General features: G+C 53.3%; 19 protein-coding genes, 2 pseudogenes and 1 riboswitch. Of the genes and pseudogenes, 16 read left to right on the plus strand and 5 right to left on the minus strand.

The genetic code is table 11. The features are described 5' to 3' along the window. Positions 1–62 precede the first annotated feature (62 nt). From EPA93_RS35465 to EPA93_RS35475, 3 genes are all read right to left on the minus strand, one after another. Positions 63–1,799 carry an ATP-binding protein gene (locus tag EPA93_RS35465; RefSeq protein ID WP_242527210.1) on the minus strand — a complete coding sequence of 579 codons (1,737 nt, stop codon included), beginning with the start codon at positions 1,797–1,799 and terminating at the stop codon, positions 63–65. A 14-nt stretch (positions 1,800–1,813) separates the two neighbouring features. Continuing rightward, positions 1,814–2,509: a DUF8166 family protein gene (locus EPA93_RS35470; RefSeq protein ID WP_129892048.1), complete on the minus strand. Its 696-nt coding sequence runs from the start codon at positions 2,507–2,509 to the stop codon at positions 1,814–1,816. 764 nt (positions 2,510–3,273) lie between these two features. Beyond that, entirely contained in the window at positions 3,274–4,200 is a 927-nt protein-coding gene (locus EPA93_RS35475) for an aminoglycoside phosphotransferase family protein (protein ID WP_165423616.1), read from the minus strand. Positions 4,201–4,932: 732 nt separating this feature from the next. Here EPA93_RS35475 and EPA93_RS35480 point away from each other — a divergent pair. Continuing rightward, a complete protein-coding gene (locus tag EPA93_RS35480) occupies positions 4,933–5,337 on the plus strand; it encodes an ArsR/SmtB family transcription factor (protein ID WP_129892050.1) in 405 nt (134 codons plus the stop codon). Positions 5,338–5,373: 36 nt separating this feature from the next. On the opposite strand, the gene EPA93_RS35485 is transcribed toward EPA93_RS35480, so the two are convergent. Beyond that, complete coding sequence (locus EPA93_RS35485; RefSeq protein WP_129892051.1) at positions 5,374–5,775, minus strand: response regulator; 402 nt, start codon at positions 5,773–5,775, stop codon at positions 5,374–5,376. Positions 5,776–6,134: 359 nt separating this feature from the next. On the opposite strand from EPA93_RS35485, the gene EPA93_RS35490 reads away from it, so the two are divergent. From EPA93_RS35490 to EPA93_RS35500, 3 genes are all read left to right on the plus strand, one after another. Next, positions 6,135–7,406, plus strand: a complete 1,272-nt coding sequence (locus EPA93_RS35490) for an aminotransferase class V-fold PLP-dependent enzyme (RefSeq protein WP_129892052.1) — start codon at positions 6,135–6,137, stop codon at positions 7,404–7,406. Between the two features lie 19 nt (positions 7,407–7,425). Then, positions 7,426–7,932: a GNAT family N-acetyltransferase gene (locus EPA93_RS35495; RefSeq protein ID WP_129892053.1), complete on the plus strand. Its 507-nt coding sequence runs from the start codon at positions 7,426–7,428 to the stop codon at positions 7,930–7,932. A 357-nt stretch (positions 7,933–8,289) separates the two neighbouring features. Beyond that, positions 8,290–8,904, plus strand: coding sequence for a superoxide dismutase (locus tag EPA93_RS35500; protein ID WP_129892054.1), 615 nt, complete (start codon positions 8,290–8,292; stop codon positions 8,902–8,904). 226 nt (positions 8,905–9,130) lie between these two features. Here the strand turns inward: EPA93_RS35500 and EPA93_RS35505 are convergent, their stop codons facing one another. Further along, positions 9,131–9,769 (minus strand): TetR/AcrR family transcriptional regulator, encoded by a 639-nt coding sequence (locus tag EPA93_RS35505; protein WP_129892055.1) that lies wholly within the window; start codon positions 9,767–9,769, stop codon positions 9,131–9,133. Between the two features lie 172 nt (positions 9,770–9,941). Between EPA93_RS35505 and EPA93_RS35510 the strand changes: the two genes are divergently transcribed. The 12 genes and pseudogenes from EPA93_RS35510 to EPA93_RS35575 all read left to right on the plus strand — a co-directional run bounded on the left by EPA93_RS35510 (position 9,942) and on the right by EPA93_RS35575 (position 22,022). Beyond that, positions 9,942–10,841: a tetratricopeptide repeat protein gene (locus tag EPA93_RS35510; protein WP_129892056.1), complete on the plus strand. Its 900-nt coding sequence runs from the start codon at positions 9,942–9,944 to the stop codon at positions 10,839–10,841. A 393-nt stretch (positions 10,842–11,234) separates the two neighbouring features. Continuing rightward, positions 11,235–12,346 (plus strand): annotated as a pseudogene (locus EPA93_RS50060) (hypothetical protein). 275 nt (positions 12,347–12,621) lie between these two features. Next, a complete protein-coding gene (locus tag EPA93_RS35530) occupies positions 12,622–13,449 on the plus strand; it encodes a MerR family transcriptional regulator (RefSeq protein ID WP_165423617.1) in 828 nt (275 codons plus the stop codon). A gap of 82 nt (positions 13,450–13,531) precedes the next feature. Continuing rightward, a complete protein-coding gene (locus tag EPA93_RS35535) occupies positions 13,532–14,389 on the plus strand; it encodes an LLM class F420-dependent oxidoreductase (RefSeq protein ID WP_129892061.1) in 858 nt (285 codons plus the stop codon). A 147-nt stretch (positions 14,390–14,536) separates the two neighbouring features. Beyond that, positions 14,537–15,400, plus strand: a complete 864-nt coding sequence (locus EPA93_RS35540; RefSeq protein ID WP_129892062.1) for an NAD(P)H-binding protein — start codon at positions 14,537–14,539, stop codon at positions 15,398–15,400. A gap of 181 nt (positions 15,401–15,581) precedes the next feature. Further along, positions 15,582–15,720: riboswitch (cobalamin riboswitch) on the plus strand. A gap of 130 nt (positions 15,721–15,850) precedes the next feature. Further along, the gene (locus EPA93_RS35545; RefSeq protein ID WP_129892063.1) at positions 15,851–16,048 is read left to right on the plus strand and encodes a hypothetical protein; all 198 of its coding nucleotides are present in this window, start codon (positions 15,851–15,853) and stop codon (positions 16,046–16,048) included. Positions 16,049–16,461: 413 nt separating this feature from the next. Next, positions 16,462–17,640, plus strand: coding sequence for a 2-isopropylmalate synthase (locus EPA93_RS35550; protein ID WP_129892064.1), 1,179 nt, complete (start codon positions 16,462–16,464; stop codon positions 17,638–17,640). A gap of 18 nt (positions 17,641–17,658) precedes the next feature. After that, positions 17,659–17,880, plus strand: a pseudogene (locus tag EPA93_RS35555) (citrate/2-methylcitrate synthase); the annotation flags it as partial. 83 nt (positions 17,881–17,963) lie between these two features. Further along, positions 17,964–19,448, plus strand: a complete 1,485-nt coding sequence (locus EPA93_RS35560; RefSeq protein ID WP_129892066.1) for a bifunctional 2-methylcitrate dehydratase/aconitate hydratase — start codon at positions 17,964–17,966, stop codon at positions 19,446–19,448. A 397-nt stretch (positions 19,449–19,845) separates the two neighbouring features. Next, entirely contained in the window at positions 19,846–20,517 is a 672-nt protein-coding gene (locus EPA93_RS35565; protein ID WP_207229284.1) for a MarR family winged helix-turn-helix transcriptional regulator, read from the plus strand. Positions 20,518–20,580: 63 nt separating this feature from the next. Further along, positions 20,581–21,171: a protoglobin domain-containing protein gene (locus EPA93_RS35570; protein WP_129892067.1), complete on the plus strand. Its 591-nt coding sequence runs from the start codon at positions 20,581–20,583 to the stop codon at positions 21,169–21,171. Between the two features lie 128 nt (positions 21,172–21,299). After that, positions 21,300–22,022, plus strand: a complete 723-nt coding sequence (locus EPA93_RS35575) for a type 1 glutamine amidotransferase (protein ID WP_129892068.1) — start codon at positions 21,300–21,302, stop codon at positions 22,020–22,022. Positions 22,023–22,035: the final 13 nt, after the last annotated feature.

A 22,035-nucleotide genomic window follows, 5' to 3' on the forward strand; every position in this document is an offset into this window, starting at 1 on the left:
GCACGATGCGGCAAAGGGCCCTGACTGCCAGGCAGAAACAGGCTGTGCATGTCTAAATATCCCTATCTCATCAAATTAAAGCCTCGATTGCCGTTGAGGGGAGCTTCGGTACGCCGCCGGCTTTCCTGGGCCTCGGCACTGAAGTATTTTTGCCAGATGTCGGGAGCGTCTTTGCTTTCGCCGCCGTGCGTTGTGTGCCGCTTGCGTACGCGGCAAATGACCGGCGTGTTGACGCTGGCTCCGGCGACAATAACCTGACCTTTGGAGAGCGCGGGCAGATTTCCCAGCAGCTCGCGCCCGACGCCCTCGATGGCGGCGGCAACGCTCTTCTGGTCGATCTCATTAACAATGCGCATAATGCATTGCGTCTGGCACTGGCTCAGCACGTCGGCATCCAGCTTGCCCGGCCGTTGACTGATCAGACCTACACCGATGCCAAATTTGCGCCCCTCAGCCAGCACTTGCTTAAGAATGCTTGTCGAGACGACCCCGATTCCGCTGGGCGCAAAGTGATGAGCTTCCTCAAGCAATACAAAGACCGGGTAAGGAAGATAAAGATCGCCGCTGTGCACCTTGCCCTTCTCTGTATCCATGCGCGCCCTGTACAGGCGGCGCAGCAAGGTAGCCACGATAACTTGCTGATCGCGCTCATCGATCTCGTTAAGCTGCAGCACCGTGCATTGGCCGGGCTTGAATATCTCGGGCAGGTCAAGGTGTTGCGTATCGTCAAAGGTAAAGCTGTTCTCGAAGCGCTGCTCAACGCGCCAGGTTAGCGCGTGGGCGGTGCTGGCATCGTCGGCTCCCTCGCCATCTTCGTCGTTCTTCTGCTTCGCCACTGACTTGATCGCTATCTTCAGATCGGCAACGCCCCAGGGCATGCCTTTCTTCATATCACGTGCTTTGCGGAGGGCTCGACTCAAGAGATACTGCTGTTTCTCGGTCATCTCGGGGAGAAGCGCGCGCATATCGCCCATTTCCAGCGTGGAGACGCGCACTTTGACCTGTTCAGGTTTGTAGACCTTGACCTGGGCCCGATAACCGGCGCCTCGACCGTTGCCGGCTTCGCTGAATTGCGGCGCGTTGGCGATTTGATCGAGGGTGCCGTACTCGCCGTGCGGATCGATGATCAGGACGCAAGCCTTGTTGTGGGGCTGCATAAGCTCTTCGATCAGGACGCTGGCCAGGTAGCTCTTGCCGGCGCCAGTGCTGGCGATAATGGCCATATGCGTGCTGACCACATCCTTAACTGAGAGCACGACTGGTACGGCATCGACGGGCCGGGTCAGCAGGGAGCCGATGGTGGCCGAGCCGGGCTGGCGATCCTGCTTACGGCTCAAGATTTCGGCTAGCATGCGATCGTCGGCCAGGAAAATCTGTGTCCCCGATTGGGGCGGAATCCAGGGATTGATAAAGGATTCGGTGGCTGGATTGTAGTAGCCCATGATGGCGACGTGCAGCTCAAAAAGCTCATTGGTGCGCGCGTTATACCCAACCATGGCGGCTACCTGCGTTGGCGAGATCTCCGGCTCGCCGAGAAAAGTGTCGGGGTAGAGCTGGAGCGGAACGCGCTTGACAATGCGTCCCAGCACGCGGCGCATAGGGCTGCTCTGACCGTTGGTGCCCACTTGCTCAGGATCGACAAGCTCGTAATAGACATACTCGCCGTTCTTCAGCTCCTGCTCATCGTCGCGTGAGACAAAGGTGTACTCATGCGTGGTCTCGCCAGGGCCTTTAGCAATTCCTACGGCTTTGCGCATCGTGCGTGCAGGCATAGGCGAGGAGCCGTTTGGATCGATCATCAAAAAAACCTCCGCTAGCCTGTTGTTTCTACTTTGAGCCGCCAGGCAAAGTTACGCTTCACGATTGAGAGCAGGGCCAGATTTTGCGGGAAGAGGCGTTCTAGCTGGTCGATGATACGCAGGGTGACCATGGGCAGTAAGCTGCTGCGCTGGGTCAGAATATGCGGGAGATAACCCATGTGAAGGTAACGCTGTTGCCTTCCGCTCTCCACGGGATCTCTGAAATAATGGAAGGCGCTCACTTCCTCGTCACTCATCGTCTCAACCTCGCTGCCCAGCTCTAGCGAGACCAGCGGTATGCCATGGGTCACCGAGACCACGTTAGCATTCCCGCCAGCATCAGGGGCTATCTCGACCATCCCAAGCATCATAATATAAATCAGCACAGCCTTCTCGGCAATGTAATCGGGCGAGAAAAGTTCTACCTGGCTCTCGTTAGAGAGGCGGGGACCAAGCGAGCCAAAGGCGGGATTGAGCAAAATCGTGTCATAGATCACGCCTACGGCATAGCTAGTCGGTTCCTGGCGATTCTCTGGCGCATAAGCAAATAGGCTATCCAACTGCTCTGCCGGCCTTGTGCGGATCGCGACGCGTACAAAGCGGCCAAAGGCATAGTCTACGGGGGCCGGCTCGTCCTCTACTTCGTGTGGCCCATGGATCTGGCAAACATAGTTGATGTGTGAGTCAGATTTTACGATTTTCCCAAGCACAACCATTATGCCCCTCAACTTTCCAGCTTACGTTTTTCTCTAACAAGGCGGTCAAACATAAATCCTGCTCCCTTATATGGTTTAAGTTTCGTAGCGAGAATGCTGCTACTTTTCTGTTCATCACTCTTCCTGGAATTGCCGCATGCCTGTAAGAAACCTTGCTCTTTGTCTAATACCTTCCAGAGATCTTGCAGGAAACAACCTTAAAAATTTATCTACAGTTCCTTCAGGCGTTCCTTGCTTACTATTTAGTATCTCATCCTCTTCAGAGTCCCAGGACATTTTCGATACCCCACCCTTTAGGACATACCCCGTATCAATGCCTCACTCAGGAAATTTCCAGACAGTCTCCACCTTATACAACCGAGGTGAAGCGGGATCTATAAAGACGGTATCTATGACAGATTCTACCAGATTCAGACGTGCATTGAAATTCTTTTTAGGCCAAGTCTCCTTTAGTTCTTGCATATCTGATAAAAGTGAGGCGAGATCTAGCTGCTTTTCTTGCAACTTGAGCAGCTCCAACTCTTGACGTAGACCATTCTTTTTCGTCTCTAGCTTAGCTGCTTTCTCCTCATATTTTTGTATCGCGTTCAACTATACGCGCCAGAGATAAAGAGCCTGAGCCAGCCCTCTCTATCTGTCAAGGAAGATCCGTTCTTCATCAAAAGGTCGGAAGACCCTGCGTTTCACGGCACGAGGCAGTGATGCATGCACAGCAAATAATGCAGGATCGGGCAGGCGTAATGGGAGAGCCTTGAGTATCAAAAGGTGAGACGCGAAAGAATTTCTGCACATCGAAGTACTCCTTGCGGGTTCACGCTCAACTGGTTATGCGCTACCATACTCCACGCGTTGCGCACACATTGTGCCAATCCCCATCCGCGTATGCGTGTTCGTTCCATTCCCAATTCCTCACTCAGTTGAGCGACGCGCCGGGCCAGCATCTGCTCCAGGTTGGGCGCTTCAAGGATGCGAGGCAAAGGGTTAAAGAACGAGGCTCCCACCTCATACCCGGGATCACCAACCACTCCCTTAGGATCAATAGCCAACCATGTATCCTGCGCCTGTAAGATATTATAGTGGTGGAGATCGCCGTGCAGTAGCATGGTCTGAGGAGCCGAGGCACTTAATGTCGCGAAGAGATCTATCGCCTCCTCAACCAGGCGCGGCGGAAACGGGCCATAGCCACCAGCGTAGTACGCTCGGAGCTGCGTCAGGTCTTGCCCCAATTGCTCAACAGTCGGGAAGGTGTGCTCCTCGGGTACCGGTCGCCAGAGTTGACGCATAATTCCGGCCAGAATAGATGTGGCTTGCACATCCTGTTCTGGTACCAGTGACTCAAGCATAGTTCCCGGTTGCAAACGCTCCAGCACCATGGCCTTTTTCTCCTCGTCATACTCCAGCAGGCGAGCGATGCCTCGCCCATTGAAGATGCGTAGCGCAGCCAGTCCATGCTCAAACTCATCGGAAAACTCGGATGTCTTCAGAATTACTGGCGTGCCATCAGCACGGATAGCTGGTGCCACGTAGTGAAACGAAAGATTCTCAAACGGGGGCAAGAGCGTGAGTTGCCAACGCTGGGCGTATTCCTCCAATAAAGAAGGGAGGCGTTGAAACCAGGCATTGGCCGCCTCTGTGCCGTAGACCTCGCGCATAAAGTGGAGAAAATCTTCAGGCAGGTGAAACATCAAACATGATTCCTTTCGCACGTGCATATGATTGAGATGATGGAGAACTAAAGAGGGTATCAAGAGGTGGCGCGATGCGAAGAAGAGATGGTCTGTGCCCAAAAAGGGTGAGAAATGGGAAGAACTTGTCTCTGCTCTTACTTCTTGCAGTGCGCCGCATGCGGCGCGATCACACCCGCAGGATGAGCAAGGATAGAGGTGAGTTGGAGGTAGTGTGGACGTTTCATCATTGCTTCATCGATATCCTTGTTGCTTACTTTTTTGAACAGATGCGTGAAGCTTATCATAGGACATTTTTGTCTGTCAAGCGTCGTTTCTTCTGTCTATTCAACATCTCACAATCGACAGTTTTCTGACACTCCCTTTTCAGTAAATGATTCCTGAGCCTACTTGATATCTGCAAGTGTGGCATACTTCCTCTGGGTGTCTCAAAAATTGTATCATAGGGTCCTGTGACAAAAACTTTATGGCTATCCTGAAGTAACCAGGCCCTTTGGCCAGAATGGGTCAGTAAAGAGGGATTTATGCAGGGTATTGGTCGCTAATCAGGCGTCCAGGGCCAGGCTGCAAGCTTCTCCCTTCACCCTTTTCAGGTATTGGCCGAAAAACTTGCTAATTCGAACGTGGCAAGGTACGCTTATGGATGAGTACATGTAGCGCTGGCAAGATCTATCCTCCTGCTATTGGAGAGCGTTTAGCTATAAAATACATTAACGATTGGAGAAATCCCGCATGTCCCCTAAAGACTCATCCCTATTACCTGAGCCACCTCCCACCAATCAGGTGCCTCGCCGTCCTCCAGAGGTAGATAAGTTTGTCGATTCTTTTTTATCAACCGTGTGCGATACCAGCCGGCGCTATATTCTAGAGCTACTGGCCCTCTCTGACGACGATGGTCCAGGCGCAGTGCCAGAAATGCGCTCTGGCGATATTGCCAGAGCGATTGGACTTTCGGCCGCCACGACTTCTGAGCATTTACAGCAGCTCTTGCGGGCAGGATTGGTGCTCTCGCGGCGCGAAGGCAATACAGTCTATTACCGCCTTTGCAACCATGAACTGGTCCAGGCTTTCCAGACCTTGCTCGTAGCCCTGGATGGCGCCTATGAAACGCACTCTCCCAGAGAGAATCTGCAGTAGGCTTTGTCTGATGCTTGAGGCTGCTCACTCTTGCTTTCAGGCCAACAAGCGCTCGATGGCGTTAAAGAAGTCGTCAAGGTCGAGCGGTTTATTCATGCCGAGAAGCTGACGCTGCCTGAGTTCCTGTTGAGGTAGGCGCGCGCTGATCATCATGGCGGGAATGTGCTTCAGCTCTTCTTTCTTATGCAGCTGGTCGTATAGCTCGATTCCGTTCATACGTGGTAATTGATAATCTAAAATAAACAAATCTGGTTTTGTTTTACTCACGATGTTCAGCGCTGTAAATCCATCTGCCGCTAATATTGCCCGATGAGGCGTTTCTTGCAAAATAGCCTGCGTAAGCACTTCGCCAATATCAAGATCATCTTCTACAATCAGAATGGTTTTTAGCCTACTTCTCTGCGCTTCCGAAAAAATTTGCTCCTGATTCTGAGCCATATATTGCTCCAAACACGATAATTAATAAAATACTTTTAGCTGGGCAATTTCGTCAAAAAGCCGAAATTGTATTTTTGCCTATATCACGTTTTATATATATGAATTGTGACGCCTGTTTCCCCGTGGTTTTCCCTCGCCTCGCTGCCCCGGGAACAGTAGCCTGGCAAGCTCTGCCCCGGCCTATGTTTAAAGATGGCTGCATATGGTTGAAACAGGTTATAATTGGGCTAACAATATGTTGCATAATCTTAACATAATGTGGCGATTATCGCAAAATTTGACCCATTGCTCATACTTGGGAGAAAAGTTGCCCTCTCAAGCCCGCTGAGGACCGGCTTTTGCCTGGAAAGGAACTACTGATGCCAGTTTCGCCTTTGCCTGTGTTAGATGATATGCTGCAATCGCTCTTGCTTGCCGAGGAGGGTGAGCACGAATTTCACGAGGAGGGTGAGGAGGTACAGGAGCTACGCCAGCTTTTCTTTCCGGTGACTCGTGAGTGTATCTATTTGAATCATGCCTCCAACGGACCCTTGCCTCGCCCGGTCGTTCATACGCTTCAGGAATATTTAGCTGATTGTAGCGCCTTCGGGGGTGTTCATAAGGAGCGCTGGGACGCCTATCGCCATGGGGCTTATCGTCGCCTGGCCAGCCTGATGCATGCGCGACCCGAGCAGATTGCTTTGTTGGCAAGCACTGGCGATGCGCTGATGACACTTGCCGATAGTTTTGACTGGCAAAAGGGCGATGTGGTGGTGAGCGCGGAGGGCGAGTTCCCCAGCAACGTTTATCCCTGGCTCAATTTGGCCGAGGCAGGCGTCCAGGTGCGCACGGTGCCGGCGCGCGAGCATCGTATTCTGGCCGAAGATGTGATTGCCAGTATCGATGAGCGTACACGCCTTGTGAGCTTAAGCCTTGTGGAGTTCTCTACTGGCTACCGCAACGATATTGCGCAGATTGTTGCCTATTGCCATCAGCATGGCGTGCTCTGTGGCATCGATGCTTTCCAGGCCCTGGGCGCGTTGGAGGTCAATGTGCAGGAACTCGCGGTTGATTTTCTTGCGGCTGCCGCGCATAAGTGGCTGCTGGCGCCGCAGGCTACGGGCATCCTCTATGTCTCCGATGAACTAGCTGCGCGCCTGCACATGCGCCGCAAAAGCTGGCTGAGTATGCAGGAGCCGTTTGATTTTTTTGCCTATGAGCAGCCCTTGAAGAGCAGCCTTGCCCGCTTTGAGCACAGCGCCAATAAGTTGCCCAATATCGGCCTGGACGCCGCGCTTGGCGTTTTCGAGTGCCTTGATGGCGGAATGCAGGCTGTGGAGGCTCGGATTCTTGGTTTGACGGCACAGGTAATAGAGGGTTTGCAGCGCCTGGAATATCCGCTGATTACGCCTGTGGGCGAGGGCGAGCGCTCGGGAATTGTCTGCTTCTTGCCGCATCCGGCCCATGCTGAGCAGAGCGTGCAGCAGATTGGTCATGAACTGGCCGTGCACAATATCTATGTCTCGGCACGTCCCCATGATCGCAGCGTGCGCATTGCGCCGCATTTCTATAATACGCCTGAAGAGATTGATGCGCTCCTCAATGTGCTTGAGGAACTGAAGCGGCCGCGCCCCGCTGAGAGTAAGGGCTAGAAGCTGGAAAGGTGGCTCCATGCAGTTTACGTTTGCTCTACTAAACAGGGAGGATGCACAGGAGATTTATACCTGGCGCTATAGTGGGCCTTATGCGGTGTATAGCCTGGGGGGAGATGAGCCCGCTGGCGAGGATGATCTGGCTGAGATGTTGGACCGGCGCAGCCCATATTATGGCGTGCGCAATGAGCGTGGCGAACTTGTGGGCTTCTTTAATTTTGGCACCTCGGCCCTGGTCTGGGATAGCGGCGCGATAGGCGTGCTGATCGACAAAGAGACGCTAGATCTTGGCCTGGGCTTGCGGCCCGATCTTACCGGTAAAGGCCTGGGCCTGGCCTTTGTCGAGGCGGGCCTTGATTTTGCACGCGCTACCTTTGCGCCCCGGCACTTTCGCCTCTTTGTGCTGGCCTGGAATGAACGGGCCATCCGCGTCTATGAGCGCGCCGGCTTCCAGCGTGTGCGGCTCTCGCTTGTGCGCAATATTCATGGTGAGCACGAATTCCTGGAAATGTGCAGGGATGCATAGAAAACAGTTATGCTAGAGATGTATGCAAACGCATAGAAGACTGCGCTGGTTCAGGAGCCCGTTGCTCTGTTCGTGCCAGCGCGGTCTTTTTTTCCGTCTATGCCTGCACAGACTAGCGAGTTTGGGATATACTAAAGAAAGAAGTATACGATGTGGCGTAGGGAGCCGTGTTATAGAGGCGAGAACAAATTCTTCTGCTTGACAGCAGCTCTTCACATCGCATACAACTAACTGGTAAGCAGATTACAGGCTCACCGGTTATGATTGGCACAGTTAAACCAATCATGGGTATACGAACCCTAACGTAGCGAGAGGCAAATTGTCTCGTAAGATATTTAAGTAAGGAGAAGATGTTTTATGGCATTCGAGCTTCCACCTCTGCCGTACGACTACAACGCTCTTGAGCCGTACATCGATGAGCAGACGATGCACTTGCATCACGATAAGCACCATGCAGCATATGTCAACAATCTGAATGCAGCCGTCAAGGGCACTTCTTTTGAGAACCTCGCGGTTGATGATGTGCTGCGCCGCATCAACGAGGTACCAGATAATGTGCGTACTGCTGTGCGCAACAATGGCGGCGGCCATGCGAATCACAGCATGTATTGGCAGATCATGAAGCCTAGCGGGGGTGGCGAGCCCACAGGCGATCTGGCAAATGCTATCAATTCTGCCTTTGGTTCGTTCGATGCCTTCAAGAATGCCTTCAACGATGCGGGTGCCAAGCGCTTTGGCTCCGGTTGGGCCTGGCTCGTGCTGGGTAAAGATGGCACGCTTCAGGTTGCTTCGACTGCCAACCAGGATAGCCCGCTGATGGATGGCCTCTATCCTGTGCTGGGCAATGATGTTTGGGAGCATGCCTATTATCTCAAATATCAGAACCGCCGCCCTGAGTACCTGGCCGCATGGTGGAATGTAGTCAATTGGGATGAGATAGCCAAGCGTTATGCTCATGCCCGTGGCCTCTAAGCATTCTCTAGCCACTGTGTGGCTTGCCGCGAACCGGACTATCTAGCAAGATAGCTCGGTTCGCCGTTTTTTTCTAGAACCGCATTTTTCTCTGGTAGGAGATACTTCGTAAGATTTATAAACGCACAACGGTGGGTACTGATCTGTCAAGTGTTGCAAGCAGTTGGTAGAGGCAACGCTACGCAGGGAGAGGGTCTACCGTGGCTTGAGATGTGCAGGCACGTTACTATCCAGGTAGGGCATCAGGGGCAAGACGCGACACCCCCTCCATGATCACCTGCGAGATAATATCCGCCATCTCTTCTGACGACACCATTGTCTCCTCCTGACTCCACTGGATCGCGGTTCCAAACATTGCCCAACTGACGACGCGGGCGATCGTTTCAAGCGGCTCACCTCTTCGTCTCTCTCCACGCCTTGCCTCTCTGAGCCAGGTCAAGAGCAGTTCGGTCAATTCTTCATGGACTACCTGTTCGACCATCGGAGCAAGAACAAGCGATGGCTGACGCTGGTGGCAATACTTCTTCTCAAGGGCATTCAAGACAGCTTGAATGAGCAGATGCAAGGTCCTTCTGTCCCATCGAGGTTCAGGTGGGAGGACACGTGCGAGTTGCTGGTGAAACTGCTCACGGACGACAGCATCCGCGAGCATATATTTATCGGTAAAATGGAGGTAAAAGGTTCCTCGGTTGACATTCGCCCGCGCGGTGATCTCCTGGATACTCGTCGTCGCAAAGCATTTTTCTAGCTCCGGGAGGCTGCTCCTGGCCTTCCCCTTTTCTCGTACCACGTCCACAAATGCCTGCTGTAACACCTGGCGCGTTCGCTGGATTCGCCGATCTTCACGCCTCTTCTGGTCCGCCATACCTCTGCTCCTGTTCCTCGTTTTTCAACAATCTCTCGCTCGTGTTCAATTCTCAACACCAGCATGGTGGTTGCTTATTGCTTGTTGCCCTATCAAACCTTAGTATGAGAGGCGGCGGTTGGAAAGGGAAGCAACTGACACATCATTTTACACGCTCTTCAAGGAGAACACAATGCAGCCATCAGCCTTCACAAACAACGATTTGACAGGATACTACACCACAGCCATTGACGCTCTCTGTGAGATTGCTCGCTCATCTTTTCTCCTCGGCAGATTAGGCGAGGCCCTCCACGTGCTCGGTACGACTCTGCACCTGATAGAAGGAGGCGAAGTAGCACAAAAGGCTCGCCTCAAACTCTTGCTTCTGTATGGAAAGGTTCTCATTGTCGATCACCTTCTCCATAGAGGCGACACAGATCTCCTGTTTTCGACCCTCCTCCAGGCCCAACAGATCGCCGAAGCGACTCAGGATCAGCAGGGTCGAGCTTCCGCCTTGAGCTTGCTCGGCCAGGCACACTGCAATGCGACTACGATAGCCATCGTAAAGAGTGGTGCCCTGCCTTTCGGCACACAGGGTCAGGGGAAATACGAGGAAGCCCTCTCTTATCAGCAAGAGGCTCTGGGTCTCCAGGAGATGCTGCACGATACCCGAGGGATCAGCGAATCCCTTTTTGGCATTGGTCTGGTGTATCAGTTCTGGCAGCAGAATGAGTTGGCGCGGGAGCACTTTAACAGGGCCATCCAGGTTGCCGAAGAGTCCGGGTACGTGTTGGAACAGGCCGAACCCCATCGCCATCTGACTGTCGATGCCTTATTCAAAGGAGACCTGGAGGCTGCGCTTACCCACGCCAGGCTCGCCCTCTCCTTCCGGGAAGCAGGCGGCTTCAGGCTCTACCAACCATTAGATCACCTCTCGCTCTGGGATATTTACCAGAAGATGGGGGACACGACCAAAGCGCAGTTCCACATGCAGCAGGCATCAACTCTGGCAGAAGAGATGGGATTGGCAACGCTTCTGTCTTCCGTGATCACCTCGACTAATCATCTGGGAGATCAAAAGGAGGATGTGTAGGCAGATGAAAAGCGCTCGTGCAAGAGTGACAGCTTGGCTTTCCTCTTATCAGGGCGAGCGAAAGACGCGTCTTACCAAACAGGAGAAGTGCTGATTGTATCCTGTACAGCGCACTCTATCAAGCTGACATTTCATGATCTCTGCGATACCGTTGACGCAACCTCTTTTGGATTCCTCGTGCCAGCCGCGAGGTATCCAGCTGATCAAGAGAAGGTTTGGCAACGGTATCGGATTCAACATTACCTCTCTGCTTTATGGAAATGGAAAGAAGAAGCTCGTATGGCAAGGCCTCATCATACTTTGGACACGGTTTCTCTCCAAACATTTGAACCTCTCTCACCCACTTGCCTGACGTGTGGCAAGGCTGCTCATATCGCCTATCATAGGCAACGCATGGTAACCACTCTCAGTGGACACCATCGTTTGCACCTCTGGCAGTGCGCCGCTGTATCTCTCCTGACTGTCTACGCTCTCAGCAGCCCTATCGGCCAGAGGAGGAAGGAGCATGGGCATTACTACATGAAGAATATGGGCTGGATGTGATTGCGCTCGTCGGATTCCTGTGGTACCGGCGGCATCAAAGCCTGCCAGAGATTCATCACAGTTTACATGAACGAGGACTCTCGATTGGCGAACGAACCGTTCTCAATCTCCTTGCACGGTATGAAGAGTTGGTGGCCATTCACATCACAGATCGAGAACGCCGCCAACCGCTTGTGCAGAAGCAGGGATCGCTCATTTTGGCAGTGGACGGGTTGAAGCCAGATGTCGGTCATGAAGTGCTCTGGATGGTTCGTGATTGTGTCTCAAGCGAACTTCTGCTTTCTGCTCCTGGCCTCAAACTCTACGAGCGACTATTCTTGATTGCAGCCTCTCTGGAGCGGGTCGCGGAAATCGGGGGCTGCCATCTTCCCTCGACAAACTGGCGCGGCTGCTGACAAAAGGAGTAGCAACGACAGAGCAGTTGTGGCCGGACATACAGACCGGGTATGCTTGGGTGCATCGGGCTGCACATGTCTTGACGAACGCCGACCTTTTTTCCTCCACAGAGGTGCAACAACAGTGTGAGGAACTACTGGAGGCGATGCGATCCAGTAACCCCCTGACTGCCCCACTCTCCCAGATGACCGCGACCTTTCTCAAAGTGACAGAGAGCTACTGGTCTGGGCTGTTTCATTGTTACGACGTGGCTGATCTTCCACGCACCAACAATGAGCTTGAACACGTTTTTGGCTCCACCCACTATCATGAACGACGAGCAACGGGTCGCAAACAAGCCTCTCTCGGTCTGGTTGTACGTGGTTCGGTGCATCTCGTGGCAGCAGTTGCTGCCCAGAATTATCACTTCAGTGGCCCCTCGCAACCTGGCGCAGTGGCGAGCGCTCAGAAAGCAAGTTGACTATCATCATGAAGCTCGACGTGAACAGCATCGTTTTCGGAAAGACCCTGAACGCTACTTACGTACTCTAGAGGAGCAGCTCTCCCAGAGAAAAATGCGGTTCTAGTTTTTTTGGGAACTCCCCTGAAAAGCTCTGCTGTATTTGTCCAGCCCCAGGGCGATTTATCCACAATATATGTGGATAAGTCGAGAAAAATGTGCAAAACTTCCTCTATGCAATCTTTCAGCCTTTAGTCTTCTGGCGTAAAACCTGCATATGCAGATTATGCGAGAGTTTTGCGCCACCACATTTTTCTCTTGACTTTCGCCTTACCTGAAGGTTGTATTCTAATGACAGAGTTGTTCATCTAGCTGCAAATGAGCAGGAAGAGACGGGATGAGATGTTAAAGATTCGCGACTTTGCCAGGCTTGCCGAGGTATCGATGACTACCTTGCGCTACTACGACGAGATTGGTCTCCTCAAGCCGATTCGTGTTGATCCTGAGACCGGCTACCGCTACTACACGATGGATCAACTGCCACACCTGCATCGCATCCTGGCGTTCAAGGAGCTTGGATTGGAACTCACTCAGATTGCCGAGCTTCTGAATGAGGGAGTTTCTCCCGAGGCATTGCAGGGGATGCTGCGCCTTAGACAGGCAGAGGTTCAGCAACGTATCCAGGCGGAACAGGAACAACTTGTGCGCATCGAAGCGCGCCTGCGTTCCCTAGAGCAGGGCGGTGGGCTGCCGGCCTATGAAGTCGTGCTTAAGGCCGTCAGGCCGATCACTGCTGTCTCTCTGGGCCTGACGGCGACCGACCTGGCCTATCAGGCGCACTGGGCTGACGCTCTCGATGCCATGTTAAAGCGCTGCGGGATTACGCCAGTCGATCACATGCTCATCATTCATGGCGAGTACGGGGATGACGGTATGCCAACTTCTGTGGAGGCGCTTGCACCTGTTGACGAGCGCGATGCCGATACGCTGGTTACCAATAGCGAGGGACGACTGAGGCGTTGTATCCTCCCAGCCGTTCCCCACGTGGCCAGCACGCTCCATTATGGACATCCAGCACGGGTGTTCTCGGCCTATCGGGCGCTGGGAACCTGGATGGAAAGCAATGGCTATACCATCGTGGGGCCGCGCCGCAAGATTCGCCTGCGCCGAGGAGATAATCTTGACGAAGCGCTTACCGAGATCCAGTTCCCGGTAGAGAAAGCTGCATGAATGATTCCGTAAGCCTCGCCGAGCCGGCAATCTGCCAGCATTGCACGGCAACCAACACATCTTAGCGAAGGAAAAGGAAAAAGTGAAACTTAGTTTTGGGATCAAGACTGCCCCACAAAGCACAACCTACGAAGATATGAAAAGAGTCTGGTTGGAGGCCGAGCGCATCCCGTCCATTGAACACGCCTGGCTCTTCGATCACTTTATGCCCATCAACGGCGACATCACTGGTCCTTGCCTTGAAGGCTGGTCCCTCGTGAGCGCCTTTGCTGCTATTACGAGCCGCCTGCGCCTTGGCCTACTGGTGACTGGCAATACCTACCGGCACCCGGCAATCCTTGCCAACATTGGGGCGACCGTTGACGTTATTTCCAATGGTCGCCTGGACTTCGGCCTTGGTGCGGGCTGGAACGAAACCGAGCATAACGCCTATGGCATTCCCCTGTACTCTCCTGGCGAACGCATCAGGCGTCTTGGCGAAGCATGCGAGCTGGTTAAACGCATGTGGACGCAAACGGCCCCCAGCTTCGAGGGAAACTATTACCGGCTCAAAGCTGCGTACTGCGAACCAAAGCCTGTGCAAAAGCCGTATCCGCCTTTCATGATTGGAGGCAGCGGGGAAAAGCTCACCTTGCGGATCGTTGCTCAATATGCCGATATCTGGAATTGCGCCGGGGGAGATGTTGAGAATTTCAAACGGAAAAGCGCTCTTCTTGCTGGCCATTGCAAAGCCATTGGACGCGATCCCCAGACTATTCAGCGCTCAATACCGCTTGTCTTGAACCCTGCTGAGATGCAAGCAACGCGCGCTAAGGTGCGCAGCTTCATTGAAGCCGGGGCAACTCATTTCGTCATAACTATACCCACGCCCTATCCTGAACAAGTTGTTCAACGTCTCGCTGAAACTATCGTTGAACCATTGAAAAGGGAATTTGAGTGATCTCCACCTTTCTTGCCAAGAAATAGAGATCGCCAGGCACGACGCTACTGATATCGTATTAATAGCACTAAGACGAGACATAACGATGACTGTATGTATTGAAGACATAGCGTAATTGATAGATCAAAGAACAAGTAGGAGGATATCATGATTATTGTTACTGGAGCCAGCGGCCAACTTGGTCGGGCGGTAGTGGAGCGCCTGCTTGCCCGCGAGCCTGCTGAACAGATTGGGGTGAGCGTTCGCAATGTGGAGAAGGCGCAAGAACTCAAGGAGCGCGGGGTCCGTGTCCGCCGGGGCGATTTCGAGGACCCCGCGAGCCTCGACTATGCCTTTGAGGGAGCGTCAAAGGTGCTTATTGTGTCATCCAATACCTTTGGCGAGACGACGATCCGCCAGCATCGCACAGCCATCGACAGTGCCAGAAGGGCTGGCGTTAGTCGAATCTTCTACACAAGCCACATGGGCTCATCCCCTACCTCGCTCTTCCAGGCTATGGTTGATCATGCTGCCACTGAGGCGGCCCTGCGCGATACTGGAGTGACCTTTACCTCGCTGCGCAATGGCTTCTACGCGGCCTCTGCGCTTATGATGCTTGGTAACGCGCTGGAGACAGGGGAACTGCTGGCCCCAGAGGACGGGCCGGTTTCTTGGACGGCTCACGCAGACCTGGCCGAGGCGGCCGCGCTGGCCTTGAGCGAGGAGGCTCTCGACGGCGTGACGCCTCCCCTTACGGCCTCTGAGGCCCTCGACCTGGCCGATATCGCTGCTATTGCTGCGGAGCTAACGCAGCGACCGATGCGCCGTGTAGTTGTGCCGGACACTGAGTATCGAGCAGGCCTGGTCGCCCACGGCTTCCCGGAGGAAGGGGCTGATATGTATATGGGTATCTTTCGCGCGAGCCGGCGAGGCGAGTTCAGCCGGGTCGATCCGACTCTTGCCCGCCTCATTGGCCGAGCGCCGAAGTCCATGCGGGACATTCTGAAGGAGATGACTTCACCGGCGCGTTGATGCTCCTCTGACGATAAAAGTGTAGAGGTTGTCCTGACAAGGCAGTTCACTTGCGGGAGGAGGGCAGCGGCACGCCTGCTATGCTGATCCCTCCTCGTTCGCACCACGATGTTGATTGACTTTTGCCAGAAAAAATGATAACCTGACCTTTGGAATGACTCTTTGCTGCTTTCTACAGAGCAACAGAGTCGCACTTAAGGGGCGATGCTGTCGTGGCATCGCTGAAAATGGGGAAAGTCCGGTGAAAATCCGGCGCTGTCGCGCAACGGTTAAACCGCTTGAGGTTGAGCCCGAATGCCCACCTTTAAGTTTATGGAGCCATCTCTTCGCGCAAAAGAGAAGACCAGCAAGCAGTTTTTGCTTTTTTGCAGTGTTTCTTTTCTTGTCTGCTTTGCCTCTTTTGCCGAGGAGGCAGATTTTTTTTGAGCGGATACAAAGAAGGAAACCATCATGCTGCAAGCTACCAACCTCGGCTATCCTCCTCTTAGCTGGCAACGCGGATTAAAGAAAACCCGGGAGCAGTTCTGGTCCGCACGCATCTGCGAGCAAGACCTTCTCACGCGTGCCGTTACGCTGTGCAAGCAACACTGGCTAGTCCAGCAACAGCCTGGACTACAGCAAATTCCCTCCAACGATTTTTCTCTATGATCAGACGCTTGGTACTGTGGTCGTGTTTCGTTTCTGAGGCAGCATTTTCCCAGCCTGGCCCATTGCCTGCGCTTCGGAGGCACAACATCGGTGAATTGTTCAGATTTTTCTTTTACTCTTAGGGCTTCATAAAATTTTCACCTGTCCCAAAGGCAGGCACCCATTAAGACAGCGTATGTGCCCTTCTTGTCGTTTGAGAAGTCTCACCTGCTCCAATTGCTGGTGCTTACTGAAAGAAACTGCAGGCGATATGACCTGTCCTGCACATCCGGGCTTGTGCTCGTATGCTGGTGGCTCTGTGCGCAACTGGTCACCAGTTAGAGAGTGCCGAGGAGAAGCAGCTCAGGCCGCTGAACAGAAGTAGTGAGTATACAACGAACGTATACATTTCCTCTAACGAAGGAGAAAAAGAAATGGCTGACCCTGCGGTCATTCGCGTCTTTGATACAACTCTGCGTGATGGCGAACAGTCTCCCGGTGCGACGATGACGACCGAGGAGAAGCTACAAGTTGCTGATCAGCTGGTGCGCCTCAATGTGGATATCATCGAGGCCGGTTTTCCGATTGCCTCGCCAGGCGATATTGCCGCAGTCAAGGAGATCGCACGTCACGTTCATGGTAGGGCGGTTGCTGGCCTGGCACGCGCTGCTACTAGAGATATCGATGCTGCCTGGGAAGGGGTTCGAGAGGCAGAGAGGCCAATGATCCATGTATTCCTTGCAACCTCCGATATCCACCTGAAGCACAAATTCAATATTAGCCGGGAAGAAGCTGCCCAGCGTGTCAAAGCGATGGTCGGGTATGCGCGCAACCTCTGCCCGGAGGTTGAATTTTCCGCCGAAGACGCTACTCGCAGTGACTGGGATTATCTTTGCAGGATCTGCGAGACCGCGCTCAAAGCTGGCGCGACAACCATCAACCTGCCCGACACGGTTGGCTATAGCACGCCTACCGAATATGGTGATATGTTCCGCTACATTCGTAACCGGGTGCCAGGCATAGAAGAGGTTACACTCAGCGCCCACTGTCACAACGACCTGGGCATGGCTACGGCCAATACCCTTGCCGCAGTCGCGGCCGGCGTGCGGCAGGTCGAGGTCACTATCAATGGCCTTGGTGAGCGCGCGGGCAACACTGCTATGGAAGAGGTTGTGATGGCGCTGCGTACGAGGCCGGAGAGCTTCAGCGGAATGCTCACCAATATTGCCGCCGAAGAGTTTGTTAAGGCCAGCCAGTTAGTTAGTCGCCTGACAGGCATTCCCGTGCAGCCAAACAAGGCGGTCGTTGGGGCCAATGCTTTCTCGCATGAAGCGGGTATTCACCAGGATGGCATGCTCAAGAACCGCCTGACCTATGAAATTATGACTCCACAATCGGTTGGATGGGGCGATACAAAGCTGGTACTTGGTAAACACTCAGGGCGACATGGCCTGGATGCTCGCTTGCGCCAACTGGGCTATCGTCTGAACGCGGCCGAGCTAAAAACCGCTTATGCTCGCTTTATCGTCCTGGCGGATGAGAAGAAGCATGCTACCGACGAGGACCTGATCTCCATCGCTGAAAGTTGCAAAGATCTAGCTCTACCCCAATAAAGAAAGGCAGGCGCCAGTCAACAGAACCTGTTCCCGAATCTGGACTTTTACAGCGCATCCTTTTATCATTTCTGTGGTATTCCTACAGAGTTGTTTACGCCGCTCTTTGTTCTGGCTCGCACGGCTGGCTGGTCCGCACATGTTTTTGAGCAGCGCGAGAAAAACAAGCTGATCCGCCCCAATGCAGCGTATACGGGTCCCGCTCCCCGTCCCTATGTGCGCTTAGACGAGCGCGCGTGAGCAGCAGAATGGACGCGGAGAGCGCAGCGCGCGTGAATATACAGCGCTTGCGCTCATCCCATGAGAAGAGAAGTAAAGAAGAGATGCCGATATCCCATAGCGCAAATAATGTGCGCCCCGAACCAGATCAGCTCCTGGTCGAGATTGCCGACTATGTTATCTCTCCTCGCGTCTTCAGTACAGAAGCCTATACCACCGCCCTGGCAAGTTTGCTCGACGCGCTGGGATGCGCTGTGCTGGCGCTGCAGTATCCTGAGTGCCGCAAATGTCTGGGTCCGCTTGTGCCAGGCACAATTGTACCGAATGGCTCACGCGTTCCTGGAACTTCTTTTGTCCTGGACCCCGTTCAGGCCGCCTTTACGCTCGGGGCGATGATCCGCTGGCTGGACTTTAACGATACCTGGTTGGCTGCAGAGTGGGGACACCCTTCCGATAATCTTGGTGGGATTCTGGCCAGCGCTGATTATCAGAGTCAGGTACGTTGTGCTCATGGTCAGGACCCATTGCTTATGCGTGATGTCCTTAACGCTATGATCAAAGCCTATGAGATCCAGGGCATCCTGGCGCTCGAAAATAGCTTCAACCGACTTGGCCTTGATCATGTTTTGCTGGTCAAAGTAGCCTCCGTTGCGGTTGTCACAGCCCTGTTGGAGGGAAGCAAACATGACATCATCAATGCGCTCTCCCAGGCCTGGATCGACAATGGAAGCCTACGCACCTATCGCCACGCGCCTAACACGGGTTCGCGCAAATCCTGGGCTGCCGGGGATGCAACCAGCCGAGCAGTTCGCCTGGCTCTGCTTACATTGCAAGGTGAGATTGGCTATCCATCGGCCTTGACCGCGCCGACCTGGGGATTTTATGATGTGGTGTGTCGTGGCAAGCCATTGGTGCTTTCGCGCCAGTTCGACTCGTATGTGATGGAACATATTCTCTTTAAAGTGGCGTTTCCTGCGGAGTTCCATGCGCAAACCGCCGTAGAATGTGCCTTTGAACTTCATGAGCAGATCAAGGATCGCCTCGACAAGATCGATACGATTGTGTTGACAACCCAGGAAGCTGCGCGGCGTATTATTGATAAGACAGGCCCTCTGGCCAACCCGGCCGATCGCGATCATTGTCTACAGTATATGGTGGCAATTGGGCTGCTGACAGGCCAATTAACCGCCGATGATTATGAAGACGTACGAGCCAGCGATCCAGCCATTGATGGGTTACGCGCCAAAATGGTAGTTGAAGAAGATTCTAGCTATAGTCGCGACTATCTGGACCCGGACAAACGCTCGATTGCAAATGCTATCCAGGTGTTCTTTAAGGACGGGACGGCAACTCCGAAAATCGTACGAGAATATCCGCTCGGTCATCGACGGAGGCGGCAAGAGGGTCAATCAGCTCTGCAAGAGAAATTTGTGGCGAATCTGCGCACCCATTTTTCGGAGCAACGTGTGCAGAACATTGTGAAGCTCTGCCTGGATGCGCAGAGGCTGGAAGATATGGCCGTCAAGGATTTCCTTGATCTCTTCGTGTCTCATACACCTGAGATTTCCGACAAACATTTGTCGACCTGAAAGTGAAAAACGAAGATGTTCAAGCATATGGCCTTTGATCCGTTACGTGAGCCGGAAGAGACAGAACAGGAGAAAGATCTAGCAGAAGCCAACTTCGCGACACGAAAAAAGGCATAGCTCCTCTTGTTCCTTCGGCTACCTGTGAGCTGGTCATCAATAGAAAGCAATATGACCAGCTCCTCTGCTCACAGGGCTTTTCTTCCCACTTTCTTAGCAAAGCACGGCTCACGAAGCCGTTCGAGCAGTATGAGAGACCTGTGCTCCTTCTCCTTAGGGTTGCTTTTCACTTCGTCCTCAAAGGCCAGATTTAGTGCTTCCTCATCCTTGACAAAAGCGCCTGGTTCATGTTATTACTTAGTAGAACTAAGTTTAGTAGTCCTAAGTATCTGAGGAGGAGATGATGACGAAAGATGACCCCTTTGAGGGGACTTCCGGTTCCGTTGCTAGGCGTGTGATGACCGGTCTCGTGAAAGTTGGTATTGCAATAAAAAGCCACGCCTGGCAAGAAGCTGAGGGACGAAATCTTACTCCGACCCAGGGTCAAATTCTCGCCTTGCTACGCTTACGAAGCTCAACGGGACTACGCCTTTCAGAATTGGCGGATGGTCTGGCGGTCTCCTTGGCGACGACCAGTGAGACGGTTGATACTCTCGTACAAAAGGGTTTTGTGCAAAAGACGCGCCTTCCCCAGGATGGTCGCGTACGCACGATTACCCTGACTGAGACCGGAAAAGCCGAGGCCGATCGTGTTGCGGGATGGCCCGACTTCTTGCTCGATGCAGTTGATACTCTCTCGCCTGCCGAGCAAACGGTTTTCTTACATGGACTGATCAAAATGATCCGGGCCTTGCAAGAGCGCGGACAGATTCCGGTTTCACGAATGTGCGTGACCTGCCGTTTCTTTCGGCCACATGTCTATCCTGAGAGCGATCGACCGCACCACTGTGCCTTTGTCGATCTCCCCTTTGGGGATCGCCATCTTCGCCTGGAATGCCCAGACCATGAACCCTCCCCCCCCGAAGCGGCTGAGCGCATCTGGAAACAGTTTGTTTCTCTTGGCTCTGAATAGAGCATGGTTAGGGGAAGTTTCGTCAATTTGTTGATCCTATTCCATTTCATAGGAGGATGATTTATGAGCCAGCAGCTTATCCCAGGATATACCTACGGAACACATGAAGTTCCTCGCTCTCCCGTCACCATTGAGGAGTTTGAGCTCCTCAAGCAAGCCGTGCTTTTTACTGACGAAGATGCCAGGCACCTCCAGTTGTCTGAGAAGGTTCTGGAAGATCAGGTTGAGGCTGTCTTAGATGTCTGGTATGGGTTTATCGGCTCCCTTCCCCAGCTTCTCTACTATTTCACGCGCCCGGATGGGCAGGCAGATGGAGCCTATCTGGCTGCTGTACGAAAACGTTTTGCGCAGTGGATACGCGATACGGCGCGGGCAAACTATGATCAAAGCTGGCTCGATTACCAGTATGAAATTGGCTTGCGCCATCATCGTACCGGGAAAAACACCACTGATCATGTAAATTCAGTTGCCAACATTGGGTTTCGTTACCTCTTCCCTCTCATCTTCCCAGTGACAATAACCCTGAAACCCTTCCTTGCCAAAAAAGGGCATTCGGCCGAAGTCGTAGAGAAGATGCAGCAGGCCTGGGTTAAATCGCTCCTTCTGCAAATCACGCTTTGGAGCCAGCCATATATTAAGCCAGGAGACTTTTAGGAGGAATCCTGGGCAGGGCAAGGGCTTGTGGAGTTTTTCGCACTGGGTGCTGCTGAAAATCTCTCTCATTGGCCCTTGTTCAACCAGGTGAAATCCGGCTTCGTTGAGTAAACACTGAAAGGAGCATCATGAATACTCAGCCCTGGGTCTATGTCTTGCAACATATCGCTATCGAAACCCCTGGAACTATTGAGGTAGCATTGCGGCTGCACGGGATTTCCACCCGCGTAATTAGTTCTTTTGCTGGAGAGCCAGTTCCAGCGGATATGCACGGAGCGGCTGGCCTTGTGGTGATGGGAGGGCCAATGGGGGTCTATGAGCAAAGTCAGTATCAGTTCTTACAAGCTGAACTGCGCTTGATTGAACAGGCGCTTGCTGAGCACAAACCTGTGCTCGGCGTCTGTCTGGGCAGCCAGCTTCTGGCCACGGTGTTGGGGGCTTCTGTCGTGAAAGGTCGGCAGAAAGAGCTTGGTTGGCATCTTGTGACCCTTACGCAGCAAGCCCGCAGCGATGCGCTCTGGCAGGCGGTCCCCACATCATTTATGGGCTATCATTGGCACGGGGATATATTTGAGGTGCCCGCCTCGGCGGTTTGCCTGGCAACAACTGACCTTACTCCTTGCCAGGCCTTTCAGTACGAGCAGAGGGCCTACGGCCTGCTCTGCCATCTTGAAGTGACTCCAAGCATTATCAAGGATATGGTGAAGACATTCCAACAGGAGCAGCAGGAGGCTGGCGTTGATGGTGAGATGATTCTCAAACAGGCGCATCAATTTCTTCCATCGCTGCAGGTGATTGGCTCGTCTGTCTTTCTTGCCTGGGCTGCACGTCTTTCTTCCTCGTCATCCTGAAGCTTGCGAAAAA

The sequence above is a fragment of the Ktedonosporobacter rubrisoli genome, from assembly GCF_004208415.1.
GTDB classification, from domain to species: Bacteria; Chloroflexota; Ktedonobacteria; order Ktedonobacterales; family Ktedonobacteraceae; genus Ktedonosporobacter; species Ktedonosporobacter rubrisoli.